Below are 20,264 nucleotides of genomic sequence, written 5' to 3'. Positions count from 1 at the left end.
ATTCCTCACTGCTGCCTCCCGTAGGAGTCTGGCCCGTGTTCCAGTGCCAGTGTGGCTGATCATCCTCTCAGACCAGCTACCCGTCGTCGCCTTGGTAGGCCGTTACCCTACCAACCAGCTGATAGGACGCAGGCCCATCCCCGAACATCGGCTTCTCTGAGAGGCCGACTTTCATCGTAGAGCTCCCGCTCCACAATCGTATCCGGTATTAGCAGCACTTTCGCACTGTTATCCCGGTCCCGGAGGTAGGTTACCTACGCGTTACTCACCCGTGCGCCACTTTACTCGCCCATCCGAAGATTAAGGCTTTCTCGTTCGACTTGCATGTGTTAGGCACGCCGCCAGCGTTTATTCTGAGCCAGGATCAAACTCTCCAGTTTATCCCTTAAATCTCTCTCTCTAGGCCCAGCACCTTACCCACTATTTAGTTTCCAAAGAACAGACTCGTTCCCGCTCAGGGACTTTTCAATCTACCTTCTTCGTCAATACTTGTCAAGCGACTTTATTTCGCTTCCCTTCCGCGAGAACCGTTCGCGGTTCAATCTCCAGCGAACGGGGCTTTCTACACCCCCTAGCGGAACAGGTCAAGCAAAAACTTTCAAAAAACCGAATCGTCTCGATTTTGCCCTTCACGCCGCCGGAACGCCCGTCAACCTTCGCGCGGTTCCGGCAACAGAAGGCGCATTGTAGGGGGTTTGATCCACTTGTCAAGGACTATTCCGCGACGGGCCCATTCCCGGCAAACGTCAATCCCCGCTTTTCCCCGTTTTCATCCGCCGGGCGTATCCGCTCGCTTCCATGCCGGCCACGCATCCTTCCCCCACCGCCTTCGCCATCTGCCAGGGGGGGCCGCAGATGTCCCCGGCCGCATACACACCCGGCACATTGGTCTCCTGCTTCTTGTTCGCCCGGATGTACTGCATGGTCTCGGGATCGAGAGCGACATCGAGCTTGGTGGCCAGCTCGAGGGCGCCTTTGGCCCCGAGTTCGATGAACACCCCCGCGGCTTCGATTTCCTCGCCGTTGTCGAGCACCACCTTCTCAACTCCCATAGACCCGACGATCGCTTTGACTTTTCGCCCCGGATGTTTGTGGATGGGGCTGGAATTCACCTGAAATGCCAGGTTCTCGCTGACGCTCAGCTCCGTATAGATCAGGTGCACCTCGGCGGCGATGAGCAACAGAGAGAGCGCTCCGGAGCACGCCGCGCTTTCGTTCCCCGCCACCACGACAACCTGGTTGCGAAAGAAGTTCCCGTCGCATTCGACGCAGTAACTCACGCCCTTGCCGAGCAGATCACGTTCCCCGGGCACGTTCAGTCGGTTTCTCGAAACACCCATGGCCAGGATCAGGGACCAGGCGGTCAGGACGGCGCCGGATTCCAGCTTGATGGAGAATCTGCCGTCCTCCCCGCGTCGCAGGTCCAGCACATCCTCGTCGATGAAACGCGCTCCAAATTTTTGTGCCTGCGTCCTCCCCTGTTCGAGTATCTCCCGACCGCTCAAGGTGGTGTCCATGCAGCAGTAGTTTTCCACGTGAGCCTTGAACAGGGAGCTCTTGTGCATGCGCCCGAGGACCGCCACGGCGGCCTTGCCGCGGGCGGCGTGCACGGCGGCCTGGAGACCTCCCGGACCGCTCCCGAGAATGATCACATCAAAGTCGCGCAACCTCTCTTCCATATCGGTGCTCCTTCCTTCGATGCCGTCCGGCCCGCTTCTTTGCCGGGCATTGCGCTCCCGCCCGGCATGCGGGGTGGAAAGCGGGTTGAACGGCGCAAGTTGACTCGATCGTTCAAGGCGGCTACCATCGTCAGGTGACATACTGGCATATAAGGCCGTTCCCGCTCCGATGCAATCGCCTTGCTCCCGGTTCGCCGGGGGAATGGGACGCGGCCGACGAATGAGCTCGACTTCCGGTCCGGGTTCGCGCGGCACGGCAGGCAAGCGGGAAGTCCCGTCCGGCTCCGCCGCTGGGGATGAGCAGATGGACAAATGGATCGACAACGAACCGTATCCCAGGGTCACGGCGGCGCTGATCACCAGCCGGGGACGGTTTTTCATCGCGCGGCGCCCTGCGCACAAAAGCTTCGGCCTGTGTTGGGAATTCCCGGGAGGCAAAGTGGAACCGGGAGAAAGCCTCGAGCAGTCGCTGGTGCGGGAAATCCGTGAAGAGCTTTGCTGGGAGATCGGGGTCCGCGAATTGTTTCAGCGCATAAGGCATCGAAGCGAAGGTTTCTCCATCGAGCTCTACGCCTACTGGTGCGAAATCCTCGGCGGAGAAATGTGCCTCAAGGAACACATTGCTTTCGAATGGGTCCGTCCGGACGAAATGAGCTCCTTCGCCTTCACTCATGCGGATCGGGAACTGGCGAGGCTGCTCGCCCTGCTGCCTTCCGTTTCCGGTTGAAACCGGATGCACCTCCTGGAAGACGCCCTCCATCGTCAACCGGGCGGATTCCCGGGAATGCGCCGAGAAACGGATTGCGGTGCGTAGCATTTGTTTCCTTGCCATCTGAAATCTCAGAGGTTAATAAAGATCGATTGTTCGGAGGCTGCCCATCGACCGCTCTGAAAGGCTGACCAGACATGCAGCAGAAACCGGGACTACCGACACAAGTATACGAGGCATTCGCCTCCCTGAAGCTGACCCTGTTCATTTTTCTGGCCCTGGCCTTCGCATCCCTGGTGGGGACTCTTCTCCCCCAGGGCCTCACCGCGGAACAACTGGAGCAGCGTTTCAGCCCGGGGGTGGTCCATTGGATTCAAACCCTCGGCCTGCACGATCTCTACCGGGCCGGCTGGTTCCGAGTGCTGTTGTTTCTGCTCTGTTTGAACCTTGTGGTGTGCACTCTGCAAAGGCTTCCCAAGACCATCAAGCTGGTTCGCCACCGCGAAGAGGAAATCAAGCCGGAGAAGCTGGTGAAGTTCTCCCTTCACAGGCAACTCACCAGTGGATTGCCCTGGACGGGAACCAAGTCCTGCCTGCAGGAAACGATCAACGAGGTTTTCGGAGGCTTGAAGCCGTTTGAAGGCGGCGACAAGTCGTTTTCAGGCACTGCCGAGAAGGGGCGCTGGTCCCGGCTCATGGTCTACGGAGTTCACCTGAGCGTGCTCCTGATCCTGTTCGGCGCCATGCTCGGGTCCGTGCTCGGGTTCAAGGGGTTCATGAACATTGTGGAAGGGACCTCTTCCAACGAGGTCGTGCTCCTTTCGGGGAACGAAACGCTCACACTTCCCTTCACGGTGCGTTGCGAGAAATTCGATGTTTCCTTCTACGATACGGGCGCCCCGAAGGAATTCCGATCCGACCTGACGATCGTTCAAGGGGGCAGGGATGTGCTCAAGCACGCGCTGCTCGTAAACGATCCCCTGGAATACGATGGAATCACGCTTTACCAAGCCTCCTACGGATCGATTCTGAACGAAGCGGACGTCGAATTCGAAGATCTCGACAGCGGAAAAGTTTACAAGATGACGTTGCCCTACCGGGAGATCGTTACCGTTCCGGACACCCGAGACCAGGTGCAGATCATAAATTTTCAAAAGGATTTCAGCCGGTTCGGTACGGCGGTCGCCATCATGATGCGCAAGGAAGGGCAAAAGGCGGCCGGTTCCTGGATTCTCGCGGACAGACCCGATTTCCACGGAAACCGGATAGAAAACTACAAGATCAAGGTGACCCGCATGGGGCAGTCGTATTATACGGGGATCCAGGTCAAGAAGGACCCCGGCGTGTGGGTCGTGCTGTTCGGCTTCACGCTCATGGTTGTCGGGATCGGGCTGACGTTTTACACCAGTCACCGGAGATTGTGGGTGCATGCCGAACCCGTTACGGGTGCGGACGCTCTTTCGAAGGTCATCATCGCCGGCAGGACCAGCAAGAACACCGACGGATTCGAGGAAGAATTCGAGCGCTTGTGCGAACGCCTCCAGAATCGGCTGAAGCCTCAAGACAAGGGGTAAACGAACGATGATCGACAGCTCTCTCCTGCTCAGCATCACCACCTTCGCGTACCTGCTCTGCACGGTTCTTTACCTCTCCGGGGTCGTATTCCGCGCCAAGCGTTTGCTTGCCGCTGGAACCTTCTGCGCGGCGGCCACCATCGTGGTTCAGACCATCGGAATCATCCTGCGCTGGGTGGAATCCTACAGCCTTGGCTACGGTCACGCCCCCCTGTCGAATCTTTACGAATCATTGGTATTCGCCGCGTGGGCGATCATGGTGATCTACCTGGTTTTTGAGTTGCGAAGCGGGCAGCGCGCCCTCGGGGTCTTTCCGGCCCTGTTCGCCTTTCTCGCCATGGCCTACGCTTCATTCTCCACCAACATCGATTCCAGGATTCAACCCCTGATCCCGGCCCTCAAGAGCAACTGGCTGATCGCTCACGTGGTGACGTGCTTTCTCGGATACGCCGCGTTTGCCGTATCCTTCGGCATCAGTATCCTGTACCTGGTTGCGCGCGGCCGCTCCGGCAATCCCGGAACGGCGGCGTCCGTCTCGTTGCTGCCGACATCGAAGCAGCTGGATACGTTCAACTACCAGATGGTGCTCTTCGGCTTTCTGTGGCTTTCGGTGGGGATCATCACCGGTTCGATCTGGGCCAATTCGGCTTGGGGAACCTACTGGAGCTGGGATCCCAAGGAGACATGGTCCCTGATCACCTGGCTGATCTACGCGGCGCTGCTGCACTCGAGGGCCATGCAGGGTTGGAGGGGCAAGCGCGTCGCCTGGCTGTCCATTTTCGGTTTCGGCTGTGTCCTATTCACCTATTTTGGAGTCAATTTTCTCTTGAGCGGCTTGCACAGCTACGCCACCAAGTGAACCGGAGGAAAACGCGCATGTTTGGTCTAGGTCCCCTGGAACTCTTGCTCATTCTTATCCTCGTCCTCTTTTTCTATGGTGGGAAGAAACTCCCGTCCATCGGCGAGGGTCTCGGCAGGTGCATCACCGAGTTCAGAAAGTCCATCCGATCCCAACCCGTACCCGAACCCGGCAAGGAATCCGCCTCCTCGCCGGACTTGTCCCGGACGGGCGGAAGTCTTCCGCCGGGAACCGGGCGGCAGGGCGAGGAGCGGGCGGAGAAGTGACGATTGGGTGGGCGTCCGAAAGGGCTGTGTCTTCCTCGGCCTAAAACTCTTTTTTCCGGACCGATCTTCTGAACGATCCGGGGATGTGATAAGATGTGTTGGAATTTTGCGACACGAGGGCGGTTCCCCGCGATTCCCGCGTCCTGTAACGGCTCGATTCGCGCCATCCCGTTACGAAGGGAAGAGTCCTTTCTTATTGAGCGCGGCGGGTCGGCTCATCGGAGCGGGCGGTCTCAAGTCGGTTTTTCCTCCCGAAAGGTGATTCGAATACCCGTCGAGGAGTTTGTGCAATGTTTGGGATAGGGTTCGAAGAATTGCTCCTGATCCTGGCCATCGCGTTGATCGTGGTGGGGCCCAGCAAGATTCCCGACGTGGCCCGGGCTCTTGGCCGCGGTTATGCCGAGTTCAAGAGAGCGATGGACGATCTGAAGGGCACACTCGATCAGGACGAAACGGTGCGGGGTATCAAGGAGGAATTTCAGGCTGCGCAAAGACAGATCAACATCAGCCGGACGTTCGCCCAGGCGGCCGATGCGGGCCGCACGACCGCGCAAACCGCAGCGTCCGCGCCCGTGGAGACCGTTGCGGAACCCGCCGCTGAAGCCAGGAACGGGACCGATCCGGACGCTGGCTCCGACGTGATTCCCGAAAACCGTCCCCCGGAACGCCCGGCGATCGATTCCGACCCTCTCGCGCAAACCCGTTCGGAGGCGATATCGGCTCCCGACCTCAAACCTGAACCATTCCCGGGCGAATCCGCCGAAGAACCCGCGGCCACCGGTCCCAGCGGTCCTTCCGTCGCCAAACCCCAAGTCGAGACCGAAAAATGACCACTGACAAAATGCCCTTCACCCAGCACCTTGAGGAATTGCGCCGAAGACTCGTCATTTCAGCCATCGCGGTCGGCCTCGGCTTTATGATCTGTTACGCATTCAAGGAAATGCTCTTCGAGGTGCTGATGAAGCCATGGATCGAGGCCCTGCCCAAGGGACAGGGAGCGAAGCTGATTTACACGGCGCCTCACGAAGCATTTTTCACGTACATGAAAGTATCGCTCCTGGGCGGCACTGCACTGGCGGTGCCGGTGATTCTCTACCAAGTCTGGCGCTTTGTGGCCCCGGGCCTCTACGAAAACGAAAAGAAATACCTTCTGCCCATCGTTTTCGCCTCCTCCGTATTCTTCCTGGGCGGGGCAAGCTTCGGTTACTTTTTCGTATTTCCCGTCGGGTTCCAGTTCTTCACCTCGTTCGCCAGCGACTTCATCACTCCCATGATGAGCACCCGGGAGTTCTTTTCCTTTTCCATCCGAATGCTCCTCGCGTTCGGCCTCGTGTTCGAGCTGCCGGTGTTCATGTTCTTTCTCGCCCGGCTGGGGTTGATTTCGTCGGACTACCTCCGCAAGAAAAGAAGGTACGCCATCGTTATTATCTTCATCATCGCCGCGGCGGTTACACCCAGCCCGGATGTCTTTTCCCAGTGCCTCATGGCAGGCCCGCTGATCCTTCTCTACGAGGCCAGTGTCTGGATCGTGTACTGCTTCGGAAAGAAGGAAAAGCGTTCCGCCGGCACGGAGGAGGAAACCGCGGAGTCCACCACCTAACCGATCGGGAAGGAACCTGGAGGGAACACTCAGAACATGGAACACGCCATACTCGTCATCGCGACCAGGAACAAGGGAAAATCGAGGGAGATCGGGAAATACCTCGAACATTTTCCCGTGGAAGTCAGGGATCTGAATGATTTCGGTCCCATTCCCGAAGTGGTCGAGGACGGTGCGACTTTCGAGGAAAACGCGTACAAGAAGGCTCTGTTGACGGCCAGAGTCCTCGGCCTGCCGGCGCTCGCCGATGATTCCGGGCTGGAAGTCGCGGCCCTGGGCGGAGCGCCCGGTATCCATTCCGCCCGGTATGCCGGTCCCGACGCGTCGGATGCCGCCAACAACGAGAAACTGCTGGCGGCCCTTTCGGGAGTGGAAGACCGGGCAGCCCGGTTTTGCTGCGTCCTTTCCCTGGCGGTGCCGTCCGGTCCCGCCCTTACTTATGAGGCCTTTTGCGAGGGCACTATCCTGACCGCTCCGAGAGGGGATAACGGTTTCGGCTACGACCCGCTTTTCCACTATGCGCCGGCCGGGAAGACCTTCGCGGAGATGAGCCTCGACGAAAAGGCCAAGGTCAGCCATCGCGGCCGCGCACTGCTTGAATTGCAGCGCGAATTCGACCAGGTGCTCAAGTGGTTGCATGCCAGGACCGCCGACGAGAATCTGCGCCGCGGCGTGGGACATGACATGTGTGTCACGGGGGAAGACCCCCGGGGCACGGAGCCGAAGATGGAGTGAGAGAGCGTCGTCTCTGCCCTTCACCGGCGCAAACTGCCTGGAGCCGGGCGTACGCAGTGAAACACAAAGACCGTCGTCGTCATTCATTTGAAGCGTCATGTTCGCGGGACACTATTGACCGTGAAGATGCGCCGTGCCGGGGGATTTCCCCGGGAAAAGCGCCGAACCTTCCGGGCGACTCGTGATATGGAGTCCCGCGGAGAGCTTCGCCTTTCCGCATCGCGGGCTGGTTGAGGGGGAGTCGTGAGATGAAGATGAATCGAATGGCTTCAGCGCATCATGCGTCGGTAGTCGGATGCATCGCTCTCTGTTTTTTCTGTGTAGGCGTCCTGGCGGCTCCGCCCGCCGGTTTGGCGGCGGAAGCCAAAAAGGACAACATCCTTTTCAAGGTCGCGTTCGGCGCATTAATCGGAACCGAAACCGGCATGCGGTTGGAGCCGGTGAGAAACAGCACCATCCTCAAGAGCGGCGACAAGTTCAAGATGATGCTCGAGATGGAGAAGAAGTGCTATCTATACGTGATTTACAAGAACTCCCAGGGAGAGATGAGCCTGCTCTTTCCGTACGACATCGAGCAGTTCGAGACGAACTACCAGACTTCCAGGAAATACTTTCTGCCTCCCCGCGAAGCCTGGTATGAACTGGACAGCCGCACGGGCAGCGAAACGTTCTACGTGATCGCCTCCAGCCAGAGGCTCCGGGACGTCGAGTATCTGTTCACCCGGTACGATTCGGCCGAACCCTCAAGAAAGCGGGGCATCGCTTTGCAGGTGCTGTCGGCACTGGACAGAATCCGCGCGGAAAATCGCGATTACACGATCGTGGCCGAAGCCCCGCTGACATCCGACACGACCACTCGAGGGGTGGAGCGATCGCAGGGCGCAGACCCCACGGACATCTCTTCCCTGGCGACACAGGTCCGCGCATCCGACTTCTACTCGAAAACATACGTCATCGAACACCGCTGATAGACCGGGTGAGAACTTCATCGCCCCCCGGCGAAAGCGGCAATCCTTCGGGGGCAAGCCTCAGGGCGGTCCTGCCGTCAGCCGCCGCGCACACCGGCATCGACACGGCGTGGCTACTTCCCCGTGGGCAGCTCACACGGCGTTTCTCCGACGGAACCCGGACCCGCCAAAGGGCGAAAACACTTTTTCGTTCCCCCGCACACCGGGCATTTCCATGAATCCGGGAGGTCTTCAAAGGACGTGCCCTTGGGGATTTTTCCCTTCCGGTCTCCCCTGTCCGGATCGTAAACATAACCGCAGTTGACCGTCTGGCATCTCCACATCTCTTCCGGTTTCGACATATGATCTCCTCATTCCGGCAAACCGTTCATTCCATCCATCTCCATAGCCCCGATCGAACCGCACCCGCCCGCTGCCCGGCACCAAGGGCGACGGCCCGGCCACCGCTCTCCCACGGACGCCTCGCCCCGCGTATCGGCTGAGGGAACCGGCCGGCCCGGCAGCGGACTTGCCGATCCTTCGCGGTCTCCCTGGTGTGAAACCATGGGCCGGCACAGACTGGAATCCCTACCCCTTGCCTCGTTCCGGCACCGAGCGGCGCCTGAGGAGTATTCTGCGGTCCTCGGCGACCACCACTTCCCAGTCGTGCCTCAGCGTCCCACTGCGCATAATGATCTTCCGTCCGACTTCCAGCCGGTTCGGACCGAAAACAGGCACCCCGTTCCAGTGCATGGTTCCCTCCGTCTCTTGAACCCCTCTGGCACAAGGATATCTCAAGAACAAGAAGCGTGCCACTGCATCGGCGGCGACGCCATTTCAGAAAACATTGCAATTCCAATCTATTGTGAAAGATGGCCGATTCGGGTCGCCGGCAGGGCCGCAATTGAATTGAGACAGTCCTGAGACACTTCGGAAATGGAGGGCGCCGTTTCGTGGAGGTTCCGAACGCCGACGGGCGGGAAATCGTCTCAGGTTTGATTTTGAGACACACCTGTCTCACGACACACAGGAGGCAGACGACGAGGGAGTTTGTTGAGAAACAACGGAGCCACGGAATCGGCGCGAGCGAGCGGAGTCCCGGCATAGGTGAGCCTTCGTCCTTCGATGAAACGACACAAGCCGGATTCACCTTTCGAGGAGAAAGTGCACCGGCTGGATGCCGAAGGCGACCGGATGAGAGCTTTTGAGGATATTCCTGACCAATTCGCCTGTTCTTGAGTTCTTCTCGTCGAGATCGATGATTTCTCCTCCAACGAATTCGCCCTGGTCGTTTTTCCTGACGACGACGATACGAGGAAGCGTCCTGTCACGCCCGTTGGGATAGTCACAGACGATCCCCACGTCCCCCGTGTCGAGATGGAGGAGGGTGCCGATGGGATATACGCCGAGCATGCGGGCGAACACCTTGAGCAGAATGGGATCGAACTCCTCCCCCGCTTTTTCCGCCATCATTCTGACCGCCTCGTCGGGACTGTAGGCATACTTGCGATACGCGCGGGGGGACGTCACCGCATCGAAGAAATCCGCGATGTGCAGAATTCGGCCGAAAAGGCTCACCCTTTCTTTCGAAGGCATCTTCGGATAACCGGAAAGGTTGTGATTCAGGTGGTGTTCGAGCGGCGCCAGGGTGATCCTCGATTTCAGATCGTGAGAGGCATGCAGGTTGAGAATCTGCCGGGCACTCCACAGGGGATGCTTTTCGATTTCCGCCCGTTCAACCTCACTGAGCTTGCCCGGTTTCTTGACGATTTCCGGGGCGATCTCCACCTTTCCCAGGTCATGGAAAAGGCCGCATATTCCCAGGTGAACCTGGGAGCTCCTGGACAACCCGATGCGGTTGCCCAGACATAGGGAGAGCACGGCCACATTGACGGAGTGTCCGTAAGTATAGTCGTCGTAATCCTTGATGGTGCTCAAGCCCATGAACAGAGCCTCATCTTCCTGGACCAGGTCGACCATATTCTGCACAATGCGTTGCGCCTTCCACACCCCGACACTCGCTCCCCTGGACAATTTCCTGGTGATTTCGCAGACGGCGGCTCTGGACCGCAGGTAGGTTTCCCGAACTCTTTCCTTGACGCGGCTTCGTTGGCCGGGTTCATCGGTCTTGACCGCATCGAGGACATCCACCCAGCCGATTCTCTTCTCATCCCTTACGCGCCGGACCAGCCAGTCCCAATCCCTGTTGTCCCCGAGCGATTCGACCAGGAGCCGATGGAAGGAAAGGATTTCGGTTGCGGGCGCCTTTTTCATGTGACTGTGAAACACGAATCCCACAGGACCCTTCCGGGCGAAGGACTCAATCAGTCCTTGAAAATAGAGACCCGTCCCGTGGTGGTATCGAACCCTGGTCCCCTGCACGAAGAGCTGCCCATCGGAGAAAATGATCGTCAGCCCTTCCTCGGTCATGACGCCTTCGGCGGATGCGAGCAGGAGCGCGAGGCCCCTTCTCACAACCTGGTTGTTGTCCTCGTAGAGCCTGATGACCTGAATCATCCGGAAAAAGGCGATCAGGAACTTCTCTTCTCGAAACGCAACCCGTGAAGCTTGCCGGGCAAGGGTCATGAGCGTTCTCCTGGTGCGGACATCCGTGCCGACCGAACCGCCTGCCTGACACCGGGGAACGGGCTGCGGGCAGCCTCCTCGAGCACCCGTTCGGCCTCCTCGCTGCCAAGCGCGAGCAGGCCCGAGGCCGCGCCCTGTCGTCCGACGGATTTGAAGCACATCCCGAGCCGATTTCCCTGCACAAGCATCTTGCGAAGAAATATGAAAGCCTTGGTAGAACCGCACGCCCCCAGGGTCCTGAAGCATTCCAGCGCAAAGCCCTTTTCAAGCTTATGAAAACCCGGCGCCGAAATGGTGTTCATCAGGAGCGCCTCGGCTTGCTCGCATTTGCGCGATCCAAGGTAATCCAGGAGGGTCCTGCGGACAACGCTGCTGTTGCGGTTGATCAACCGGAAGACCCGGTCGGGGCACCAGGCCTTGATCCTGCCCAACGCACCGATCACCTGGCAGGGCACCGCGTCCGAGGGATGATCGATCATGCCGAGGAGAATCGTAACGGCGCGCGGCCCCCCTACCCCTGCCAGCAAGTCGATGAGCACCAGGATCTCGTGGTCGCCCGCCTGTGTGAGCATCCGTTCGATGGGGCCCACATCGCGCCTCGCCAGCGCGATGATCGTCTCCGTCAGCATCTCTCGGACCTGAGGCGACCACACCGCCATCAGAATCGGGACAAGTGCTTGAATCGACTCCGGCGGCAAAAACCCGAGGCACTCCCCAATCTGCCTCAGTTGCGACCGGTCGGCGTCTGCGGAGCCTTTCATCAGCACTTCAAGGGAGTCTCGTGACGACAGGGAATGAAACAGTCCGTCGACCTGCTCCGACACCCAAAGTCGATCGGAACCGCATTGGCTCCTCAGGTTGTGAAGTGTCTTGAAAATCCTGATGACCACTTCGAAACGGGAGATCGAGAAGGCTTTTCTCACCTCTTCCTGTATATATTCAAGAACGGCAGTGAACAGACTTTTCTCTTCCTGGTGTTCGAGGATGTCCACAAGCGTCTTCAGAAGCTCTTCGGTCGGGTCAAGCTCTTCTTCCCTCTCGACCATTTCGCGCAGGGCCGCTCTCTCTTCGGCACTCAAATCCTCCACGCCGTAGCCGACTGCCGGGAACAGCGGTGATTGAGGGTCATGTGAAGCCGAAGCCTCACTGAGCAACGAGGAAAAGGGCTGTGGAGAGCCGGGGGCGTCGAACGGAGGCCCGCCCTGTATGGTCCCGCTCTTGAATGGGTTGAATTCGGGCCGCTGCCCGGCCCGCGCGATTTCCTCCCTTGTTGCTCCCGCAAGGGAGGGGTCGTCAATGGCGGCCACATCCAGGATGCTGCTCACGGCCTCGAACTGAATGTGCGGCAGATTGGAATCCCAAAGTGCGGATACGAGGTCCTCCTCCGCGTCCACCGAGAGCCTGGTGTAGCGGTGGAAGATTTCAATGAGCCCTTCCACCTCCCAGGTTTCGATCCCTTCCTGGAACTCCAGCCACCGAAGTCCGTCGCAGTAGAGGAGGAAGGCGAATTCGCCCGAAGCTTCGCCGTCTTTGAAGATGATATCGCCGTTATAGAGGAAGTGGTTCTTCCCGATCTCAAGCGTCAGCGGACCGTAGGTGTCCAGGAACCGGGCCAGATTGGCCTGGAACCAGGTCAACGACTGCTGTCGGGTGGGATTGCTCTTAGGAAACATGGAGTGCATCTTGATGACGCGGACCAGCGAATCCATTATGGCCCTGGCTGCCTTTGCTTCCTTGAACGCGTAGTGTTTTTCCAGGTCGTGATCATCCATACCATCCGCCTCTGGAATACCGTCAAAGCGATCGCCCGGCAACACCGCGCCGCATGCCACCGATCATGATCCGGTACCGACACGACTCGATGATGATGTCTTTCTTCGAAGCATGGATTGTAGTACGTGCAGATTCAGCCGTGCGGAACCGTGACGGGGCCTGAGCCGAAGACCGCGGCGCCTTCCCCGACACGCGCGGCTCCAAGAAGACCCGGCATGCCCCCGCGGCCGCGCGGAATCCTCCCCTTCCCCGGCAGGCGTGAAGGACGGGCCCCCCGGAATTGCATACCGCCCGCCGGCAGGAACAGGCTGATCCTGACGACCGCTCCGCTTCGGGGGCCGCTCATCCAGGTCCGCCTATTCCCGATTGTCCAACTGGCTCTCATTTTCCGATATCGATATTGGCACGGCTGTGCCGCACAGCGGCCTATACTAGCTCAAGATCCGCCGGCACTCAAAGAAATTGCCGCATCGCGCTGCAATTATGGTGATTTTTTGCGGATTTCGTGATAGCGGGCTTTGGCGAAACCTCGACCGGGGACCTTGTGCCGAAAAAGGGAGCGAGACCGACCGGTGAAACAGGATTCGTGAGGCGGCCGGATGCGCCGCTGCGGTCTGCATGCGCTCGCTTCGGGCGAGACCGACCGGTGAAACAGGATTCGTGAGGCGGCCGGATGCGCCGCTGCGGTCTGCATGCGCTCGCTTCGGGCGACACCGACCGCTCCTCAAGGCCTCAATGCGTTGGGCTGCGAACCTTTCGTTCCATCCGGTCCGGTCCGGAGCTCGAAGGATGCGGTGACTTTCAATTTTTCACGGGCCGTCAGGAGCAAAGAATGAGCGATCTTCAGTTGGAACAGCGAACCGTAAGGAGAGTCTTTTGGCGTCTGATGCCGTTCCTGGGCCTGCTGTACATCGTCGCCTTCCTGGACCGTGTCAATGTGAGCTTCGCCGCGCTGTCGATGAACAACGACCTCGGATTCAGCAACGCCGTTTACGGATTCGGGGCAGGTATCTTTTTCGTCGGCTATTTTCTGATGGAGGTGCCGGGCAACCTGATCATGGCCAAAGTGGGAGCCAGGCTGTGGATCGCCCGGATCCTCGTCACCTGGGGCATCATTTCCGGTTTGACCGCCTGGATTTCAACCCCCCTGGAATTCTACATCGTCCGGTTCCTGCTCGGAGTGGCGGAAGCGAGCTTCTTCCCCGGCATCATCTATTATCTGAGCACGTGGTCCCGCATGAAGGACCGTGCCAGGGCCGTGGCGTTCTTCATGATGTCTTTGCCGCTCTGCAACATGGCGGCCTCCCCGTTATCGACCTATCTTCTCGGCATCGATTGGATGGGTTGGCCGGGCTGGAGGTGGCTGTTCATCCTGGAGGCCGTCCCTTCCGTGATCCTTGGCATCATCACTCCGTTCTACCTGACCAACCGGCCCGAGGACGCCAGGTGGCTGGACGATGAGGAACGGTCCTGGCTGGTGAGCGCCCTTGCCCTCGAACGGGCCGCAAAGCTGGAGAAGAAGAGCTATACCGTCTTGCAGGCCTTCGCCGACCGGGATGTGCTGATACTCTCCGGGGTCTATTGCGCCTGGATTTGCGGTTTCTACGGCGTGACCCTGTTTCTGCCCATCCTGGTGAAGGCCCTCTCGACGACTCTGAGCAACCAGGCGGTCGGTCTGTTGGTGATGGTGCCCTATGTCTTCGCTTTTTTCGCCATGTACTTTATCGGACGGCATTCGGACAGGACGGGCGAGCGCCGCGGTCATGCCGTCGCCGGCCTGTTGACCGGGGCGGTGGGGCTGGTGGGCAGCGTTTTCCTGGCCGACATCAGCGTGCCCGTATCCATGGTCTTTTTCACCATTGCGGTCATGGGCATCTACGGCGCCTTCGGTCCCTTCTGGTCCATTCCCTCCTCTTTCCTCGCCGCCACCGCTGCAGCCGGAGCAATCGCCATGATCAACAGCATCGGCAATCTCGGCGGATTCATCGGCCCCTATGCCATGGGGACCATTCATGACGCCACCGGTTCCTTCACCGGGGGAATCCTGTTCCTGGTCGTCTGCCTCCTCACGGCCGCCGGACTGCTCATGACGCTGCGTAAAACGGGGCGGTGAGGCCCCGTCCGGCAAACACGGGGCGGCATCTGCTGCCGTCCAGGCGGTTCATTCCCCCGGGCCGGACCGTGGGAATACTCTCAAGCGTCCTCGATGCCCTGGACTACGCCCACCGACAACACATCATCCACTGGGACATCAAGCCGGCCAACATATTGATCGAAACCCACACGAACCGTCCGATCATCACGGACTTCGGGATCGCGCGGCTCTTGCGCGGCCCCAGCGTCGAAACGCCCCGGATCGTGGGAACTCCGGTCTATATGTCTCGGGAGCAGATACTGGGCGGGCCGGTCGATGCCCGAGCCGACATCTACTCCGTCGGGGTCGTGCTCTTCGAAATGCTCGCCACGGATCTGCCGCTCCCGCTTTCGACCGAAGACGTAAAACGGCTGTCCCTTCACTCCACGAACCGAGCCCTCGATCGATACCTTGAAATCGACGTAGCCGAACTGCGGGCCGGGTACGCCCTGGCGAGGCCGACCGAAAAGGATTTCCGCACGGGGGCCGCACCAAAATCAAAGAGCCGACGCTTGCGAATCGGCTCTCCGTCTTGACTTTCATGGTGGGCGGAAGAGGATTCGAACCTCCGACTTCCACCGTGTGAGGATGGCACTCTCACCGCTGAGTTACCCGCCCTTGGTTGGTTGCGTTTATACAATGATTCTCCGCCCCGCGCAATACAAAAACTCCGCCGCGGCGCCAACCGCCCGCTACTCGGGCTTCTTTTTCGTCACCATCAGCATTTTGATGCGCAGGTAGTCCTCCTTGGCTTCCTTGTCCTTGGGATCGAGCTTCAGCAACAACTCGAGCCTCTTCAACGCCCCGGCATGGTCCCCCGAAGACTCACACAGGTTGGCGGCCTGCCTCAGGTGCTTCTTTTCTTTCGGCTGGAGCCTGTTCAGGTGATCCAGTTCCTTGATCGCCCCCTTGTTGTCCCCGGTTTTCAAGGCGGCGAAAAGCGCGTAGTTGTGCAGGGCAACCATCTCCGGATGCTGTTGGGATGCGGTCCGGAAGAAGGCCGCCATGCCCTTGTAGTCCTTTTTCTGTTCATAGGATTTGAAGATCGTATCGTAGTAGCTCGTGTTTTTTGGATCGAGCTGGGCCAGGGACTGGATCACGGCGGTAGCCGCCTTGTCGTTTTTCTGCTTTCGGTAGATGTCGAGCAGATACTTGCGCGATTCCACGTCCTTGGGATCGAGGGCTACAACCGCCTCGAAACATGCCGCGGCCTTGTCGTATTTCCTGGCATCGTAGTAGAGCACGCCCAGGTTGTGCTGGATCGTTTTGTTCCTGGGCTGAGTCGCGGCCAGTTTCTGATAGGCGGCCTGGAGCGCGCCCTTGTCCTTTCCTTTTTCGAGGATCGCCACCAGCCTCACCAGGGCTTCCCTGTTCTGAGGATTCTTCTGAAGCATCGCCTCGTACGTGGACCGCGCCTGCGTCAGGGCACCCTTCTTTTCCTGCAGCTCACCCAGCTGCAACCAGCTCTTTGTGTCGCCGGGATTTTTCTGCAGGTATTTTTCCAGGGCCTGTATGGCCTTGTCCGGATCGTCGCTTTGCTGATAGGTCACCGCCAGGTTGTACAGCACATCGGGATCCTTGATCCCCGCTTTGATCGCCTTCTCATAAGACGTGGCGGCTTTGGCCCAGTTTTTCGTCTGCGTGTTCAGATCCGCCAGGAACAGCATGAGGGAGCTTTGAAAGGCTTTCGGAATGTGCTGCTGGTGCTTCTCGAGGAACCGCGCGGCATCCTCCTTGGATTTCTTTTTCTGTATATATTGGAGGAACTCCTTGAAGGTCTCGGGTTCCTCGGACAGTTTGAAGAGGTCCAGGTAGACCATCAACGCGTCGTCCACCTTGTTCTGGATCTGGTAGACGAGCAGGAGCCGCTCCGAAATCGACTTGGACTTCCCGGACGCATCGATTTCCCGATATAACCTCCCGGCTTCATCGTATTTCTTGTCCTCGAAATAGAGCCCGGCCAGTTGCGTCTTCACGAGCACGTTCCCGGCGTTCTCCTGCAAGGCCTTCTCAAGAAAGAAAATCTTGCGGTCCAGGTCCGAGGTGGCGTTGGCCTTCTGCACCCAGTCGCGGGCATCCAACTGCACGAGAAAATTGACCTTCCCGATGAAACGATTCCAGAGCAGCACCCTGATTTCGATCGCTTTCGGCTTCTCGAAAGATTCCTGTGGGAAAAGGTCCTGGATGACAGCGGGTTTGTTCAAAATCGCCTTGACGTTCAGATCGGCGGATGCGGCCTTGGTCCCCCAGCTGACCCATCCGTCGGTCTGGATTTCCAGGAGCCGGAGCGAGTCCCGTGGGTTGAGGACCACCTGGGAATCCGGCAGCAGCACGACTTCCTGGCCGTTGTGCTGAAATCGCAGCGCCACGAGCTTCTTGGGAAAAGGAAGGTAGGAAGCCAGGTCGTCCGCGGACCCGGTGATCACCAGGGAATAGACCGATCCCGCCAGAACGGCGAGCAGCACGAACAGGACAATCCATCGTCCGCTGCCGCCCCCTTTTTTGACGGAACGGGTTCTCACCACGGATTCGTCCAGATTGAACGAGTATTTCCCTCGTTTTCTGCTACCCATCTGCGTTGCGTTGCTCCTTGTCCAGATGCACCAGTTTGTACAGGAGTTCAACCTCCCCGGATTTCAGATGCCTGGAACCGCCGGGTTTCAGGCTGCCGAGCTTGAGGGGTCCGAAAGCCACCCTTTTGATGCTCAGCACCGGATGGCCGACCGCCTCCCCCATGCGCTTGATCTGACGATTCCAGCCCTGATGGAGGACGATTCTCAACCGGGTGCTCCGGGGAGACGATCCGATCACCGTGACCTCCGCCGGCGCCGTCATGCCCTCTTCTAACATCACCCCGGTACGCAGCCGGTCGAGCGCCGCCGGGGTCGGATGTCCCATGGCCGCCACTTCGTAAGTCTTGGTCACTCCATAGCGGGGATGCTGCAGCCGGTTCGCCAGTAGGCCGTCGTTGGTGAGCAGGAGAAGTCCCTCCGCGTCGAAATCCAGGCGTCCCACCGGGAACAGGCGCGCGCCCGCGTCGGGAACGAAATCGAACACCGTCTTGCGCCCCTGTGGATCGCGGGCCGTTGTGACACAGCACCTCGGCTTGAAGAGGAGCAGATACACCCTCGATTCGACCATGGCGATCGTGACCCGGTCCACCGTGATCCGATCCGCATGCGGGTCAACCTTGACCCCGAGCTCCGTGACCACGATCCCGTTCACGACGACCCGCCCCTGCCGGATCACCTCCTCGGCACCGCGCCTGGAGGCAATGCCTGCCTGAGCGAGCACTTTCTGCAGCCTCACTTTTGTCATCACTCGTGTTTCACTGCAAACCACGAATCCCGGCAGCCCCCTGCTCCGAATGCTCCGCCGCCCGCGGGCGCATCGCCACTCGAGGGAACCGCCCGCATCCGCCTAGCTCATGCCGACGGCCTTCCGAACTTCCGCCATGGTCAGGGCCGCTTCTTTTCGAGCCGCGGCATTTCCCGTTAAAACGACTTCCCGAACCCGGTCCGTTTCCCGTTCGAGCTTCAATCTGCGCTCATGGATGGGACCGAGCCTGCTCAACACATTATGCATCAATATCTGTTTGCATTCAACACAACCGATCCCGGCGGTGCGGCAGCCGCGCGCGACATCGGCGACCTGCCCGGGCGAGGAGTACAGTTTGTGATACGCGAACACGGGGCAGACTTCCGGGTCGCCGGGATCGTTGCGCCGGATGCGCTGCGGATCCGTCATCATCTTGGAAATTTTGTCCTTGACGCTCTCTTCCGGCTCGCTGATGAAGATGCAGTTGCCGTAGCTCTTGCTCATCTTGCGCCCGTCCAGGCCGGGTAACACCGGGACTTCCGTCAGGAGCGCGTCGGGAATGGGGAACACCTCCCGCTCATACATGAAATTGAACCGACGCGCGATCTCCCTGGTCAGCTCCACGTGAGGCAACTGGTCTTTGCCCACCGGCACGCCGTGGGCGCGGTAGATGACGATGTCGGCGGCCTGGAGAACAGGATACCCCAGGAATCCGTACGTCGACAGATCCTTCTGGTCGAGCTGCTGCAGTTGCTCCTTGTACGTCGGAGTCCGTTCGAGCCAGGGCAGCGGCGTGATCATCGAAAGCAGCAGATGCAACTCGGCATGCTCCTTGATGTCCGACTGGATGAAAAGCGTGGATTGCGCCGGATCGAGCCCGGCCGCAAGCCAGTCGATCACCATCTCCCACGTGTTCTCCCGAATCTGCCCGGGAGTGGCATACTCCGTCGTGAGGGCATGCCAGTCGGCAACGAAGAAGAAACATTCGTACTGCTGCTGGAGCTGGATCCAGTTGTCGAGTGCTCCGTGCAGATTTCCCAGGTGAAGCCTCCCTGTCGGGCGCATGCCGCTCAGGATCCTTTTTCTTTCGGTCATTCGCAAGAACTCCTCTCTTTGAATTCATCGGGACGCGGAACCGAGCCCGCACAAACGATATGAGCGACCGCCGCCGGCAGGTCCGCGGATTCGCGCGAACTTCAGCCTCCGAGCCCCGCCAGGCCGGCCCCCGTATCGGCTCGCCGGCGAGCGGGCCCGGCGGCGTCATCCGAGAAACAAGTCCACAAAAGCTTTCAGAACCGGCCTGACGATCTGGCTCCAGGAACCCGTGGCGATCAGGACCACGAGGATCAGCATTCCAAATCGTTCCAGGCGGGCCAGCCGGTATGCAAGGCTCTCCGGAAGCAGCCCCACCAGGATGCGGCCCCCGTCCAACGGCGGGATGGGCAGCAAATTGAGGACCGTCAGCACCAGGTTGAATTCCACCGAAATACCGGCCATTTGAGCGAGCGGCACCACGATCCAGGGCGCCCATCCGGTCTGCGGGATGACACCGCCGGAAAGCCCGAGGACAATAAGACGATAGACAACGGCACTCGCGCCGGCCAGGACCAGATTCGTCATCGGTCCGGAGGCGGCCACCAGCGCCATGTCCCTGCGACCTCGCCTCAGGTTTCCGAAATTCACCGGCACCGGCTTGGCCCAGCCGAAGAGGAACGGGGATTTGGTCAGAATCAGGATCGCCGGCAGCAGCACCGTTCCGATCAGGTCGATGTGGACGAAGGGGTTGAGCGTGATCCGCCCCGAGAGGCGTGCCGTGTGATCCCCGAGCTTCTCCGCCACCCAGCCGTGCGCGACCTCGTGACACACCACGGCAAGCAGCAATGGAACCACGTACAGCGCCGCCTTCACAATGAACTCTTCACCCATCCCGACAGTGTCCTCCGGCCAAGTTGCCGCGCGGCCATCCCCGCGCTCCGTAGGCTCCCGTCCGCAAATCCGTTCTCAAACGCGCGTTTCACCGCTCCGCGCCGCGGAATCCCGGAGCCTTGCCCCGCCGATTTGCATTGTAACAAAGGCCTGCCAAG

Annotated in this window: 19 protein-coding genes, 1 tRNA gene and 1 rRNA gene (1 of these 21 cut by a window edge); 10 read left to right on the top strand and 11 right to left on the bottom strand. The window is 59.5% G+C overall.

What is annotated here, in order from left to right:
• Both SFUM_RS03610 and SFUM_RS03605 read right to left on the bottom strand, forming a co-directional pair.
• Positions 1–380, bottom strand: a 16S ribosomal RNA gene (locus SFUM_RS03610) (it extends 1,182 nt beyond the left edge of the window).
• A 366-nt stretch (positions 381–746) separates the two neighbouring features.
• Positions 747–1,679 (bottom strand): NAD(P)/FAD-dependent oxidoreductase, encoded by a 933-nt coding sequence (locus SFUM_RS03605; RefSeq protein ID WP_041439758.1) that lies wholly within the window; start codon positions 1,677–1,679, stop codon positions 747–749.
• Positions 1,680–1,983: 304 nt separating this feature from the next.
• Here SFUM_RS03605 and SFUM_RS03600 point away from each other — a divergent pair, with 304 nt between their 5' ends.
• The 8 genes from SFUM_RS03600 to SFUM_RS03565 all read left to right on the top strand — a co-directional run bounded on the left by SFUM_RS03600 (position 1,984) and on the right by SFUM_RS03565 (position 8,390).
• Positions 1,984–2,406 (top strand): (deoxy)nucleoside triphosphate pyrophosphohydrolase, encoded by a 423-nt coding sequence (locus tag SFUM_RS03600; RefSeq protein ID WP_086014335.1) that lies wholly within the window; start codon positions 1,984–1,986, stop codon positions 2,404–2,406.
• Between the two features lie 179 nt (positions 2,407–2,585).
• On the top strand, positions 2,586–3,962 hold the full coding sequence (resB, locus tag SFUM_RS03595) for a cytochrome c biogenesis protein ResB (RefSeq protein ID WP_011697568.1): 1,377 nt from the start codon (positions 2,586–2,588) through the stop codon (positions 3,960–3,962).
• A 7-nt stretch (positions 3,963–3,969) separates the two neighbouring features.
• On the top strand, positions 3,970–4,821 hold the full coding sequence (ccsB, locus tag SFUM_RS03590) for a c-type cytochrome biogenesis protein CcsB (RefSeq protein ID WP_011697567.1): 852 nt from the start codon (positions 3,970–3,972) through the stop codon (positions 4,819–4,821).
• Between the two features lie 17 nt (positions 4,822–4,838).
• Positions 4,839–5,087, top strand: a complete 249-nt coding sequence (locus SFUM_RS03585) for a twin-arginine translocase TatA/TatE family subunit (RefSeq protein WP_011697566.1) — start codon at positions 4,839–4,841, stop codon at positions 5,085–5,087.
• Positions 5,088–5,377: 290 nt separating this feature from the next.
• Positions 5,378–5,917 carry a twin-arginine translocase TatA/TatE family subunit gene (locus tag SFUM_RS21340; RefSeq protein ID WP_011697565.1) on the top strand — a complete coding sequence of 180 codons (540 nt, stop codon included), beginning with the start codon at positions 5,378–5,380 and terminating at the stop codon, positions 5,915–5,917.
• Positions 5,914–6,687, top strand: coding sequence for a twin-arginine translocase subunit TatC (tatC, locus tag SFUM_RS03575; protein ID WP_011697564.1), 774 nt, complete (start codon positions 5,914–5,916; stop codon positions 6,685–6,687). Before SFUM_RS21340 ends, tatC begins: the two co-directional genes overlap by 4 nt.
• 36 nt (positions 6,688–6,723) lie before the next feature.
• Positions 6,724–7,422 carry an XTP/dITP diphosphatase gene (locus SFUM_RS03570; RefSeq protein WP_011697563.1) on the top strand — a complete coding sequence of 233 codons (699 nt, stop codon included), beginning with the start codon at positions 6,724–6,726 and terminating at the stop codon, positions 7,420–7,422.
• A gap of 248 nt (positions 7,423–7,670) precedes the next feature.
• Entirely contained in the window at positions 7,671–8,390 is a 720-nt protein-coding gene (locus SFUM_RS03565) for a DUF4384 domain-containing protein (protein WP_011697562.1), read from the top strand.
• Positions 8,391–8,503: 113 nt separating this feature from the next.
• On the opposite strand, the gene SFUM_RS03560 is transcribed toward SFUM_RS03565, so the two are convergent.
• From SFUM_RS03560 to SFUM_RS23245, 4 genes are all read right to left on the bottom strand, one after another.
• Positions 8,504–8,731, bottom strand: a complete 228-nt coding sequence (locus SFUM_RS03560; RefSeq protein WP_011697561.1) for a rubredoxin — start codon at positions 8,729–8,731, stop codon at positions 8,504–8,506.
• Positions 8,732–8,957: 226 nt separating this feature from the next.
• The gene (locus SFUM_RS23070; RefSeq protein ID WP_153307199.1) at positions 8,958–9,122 is read right to left on the bottom strand and encodes a hypothetical protein; all 165 of its coding nucleotides are present in this window, start codon (positions 9,120–9,122) and stop codon (positions 8,958–8,960) included.
• A gap of 393 nt (positions 9,123–9,515) precedes the next feature.
• Complete coding sequence (locus tag SFUM_RS03555; RefSeq protein WP_011697560.1) at positions 9,516–10,955, bottom strand: HD-GYP domain-containing protein; 1,440 nt, start codon at positions 10,953–10,955, stop codon at positions 9,516–9,518.
• The gene (locus tag SFUM_RS23245; protein WP_011697559.1) at positions 10,952–12,727 is read right to left on the bottom strand and encodes a HEAT repeat domain-containing protein; all 1,776 of its coding nucleotides are present in this window, start codon (positions 12,725–12,727) and stop codon (positions 10,952–10,954) included. The genes SFUM_RS03555 and SFUM_RS23245 overlap by 4 nt, the downstream gene beginning before the upstream one ends.
• Positions 12,728–13,560: 833 nt before the next feature.
• Here SFUM_RS23245 and SFUM_RS03535 point away from each other — a divergent pair.
• A complete protein-coding gene (locus SFUM_RS03535) occupies positions 13,561–14,841 on the top strand; it encodes an MFS transporter (protein WP_011697558.1) in 1,281 nt (426 codons plus the stop codon).
• A complete protein-coding gene (locus tag SFUM_RS03530) occupies positions 14,838–15,398 on the top strand; it encodes a protein kinase domain-containing protein (protein ID WP_011697557.1) in 561 nt (186 codons plus the stop codon). The genes SFUM_RS03535 and SFUM_RS03530 overlap by 4 nt, the downstream gene beginning before the upstream one ends.
• Positions 15,399–15,404: 6 nt before the next feature.
• Here the strand turns inward: SFUM_RS03530 and SFUM_RS03525 are convergent.
• The 5 genes from SFUM_RS03525 to SFUM_RS03505 form a co-directional block, all read right to left on the bottom strand.
• A tRNA-Val gene (locus SFUM_RS03525) sits at positions 15,405–15,480 on the bottom strand.
• A gap of 74 nt (positions 15,481–15,554) precedes the next feature.
• The gene (locus SFUM_RS03520) at positions 15,555–17,435 is read right to left on the bottom strand and encodes a tetratricopeptide repeat protein (protein WP_011697556.1); all 1,881 of its coding nucleotides are present in this window, start codon (positions 17,433–17,435) and stop codon (positions 15,555–15,557) included.
• Positions 17,428–18,180, bottom strand: a complete 753-nt coding sequence (locus tag SFUM_RS03515; protein WP_011697555.1) for a pseudouridine synthase — start codon at positions 18,178–18,180, stop codon at positions 17,428–17,430. The genes SFUM_RS03520 and SFUM_RS03515 overlap by 8 nt, the downstream gene beginning before the upstream one ends.
• A gap of 102 nt (positions 18,181–18,282) precedes the next feature.
• Positions 18,283–19,275: a tryptophan--tRNA ligase gene (trpS, locus tag SFUM_RS03510; protein ID WP_011697554.1), complete on the bottom strand. Its 993-nt coding sequence runs from the start codon at positions 19,273–19,275 to the stop codon at positions 18,283–18,285.
• Positions 19,276–19,440: 165 nt separating this feature from the next.
• A complete protein-coding gene (locus SFUM_RS03505) occupies positions 19,441–20,106 on the bottom strand; it encodes a site-2 protease family protein (RefSeq protein WP_011697553.1) in 666 nt (221 codons plus the stop codon).
• Between the last annotated feature and the right edge of the window lie 158 nt (positions 20,107–20,264).

Origin of the sequence: Syntrophobacter fumaroxidans MPOB (assembly GCF_000014965.1) — a bacterium.
Taxonomy (GTDB): Bacteria; Desulfobacterota; Syntrophobacteria; order Syntrophobacterales; family Syntrophobacteraceae; genus Syntrophobacter; species Syntrophobacter fumaroxidans.
The sequence above is the reverse complement of the archived record's forward strand: the minus strand, read 5'-3'. Positions and strand labels throughout refer to the sequence as shown.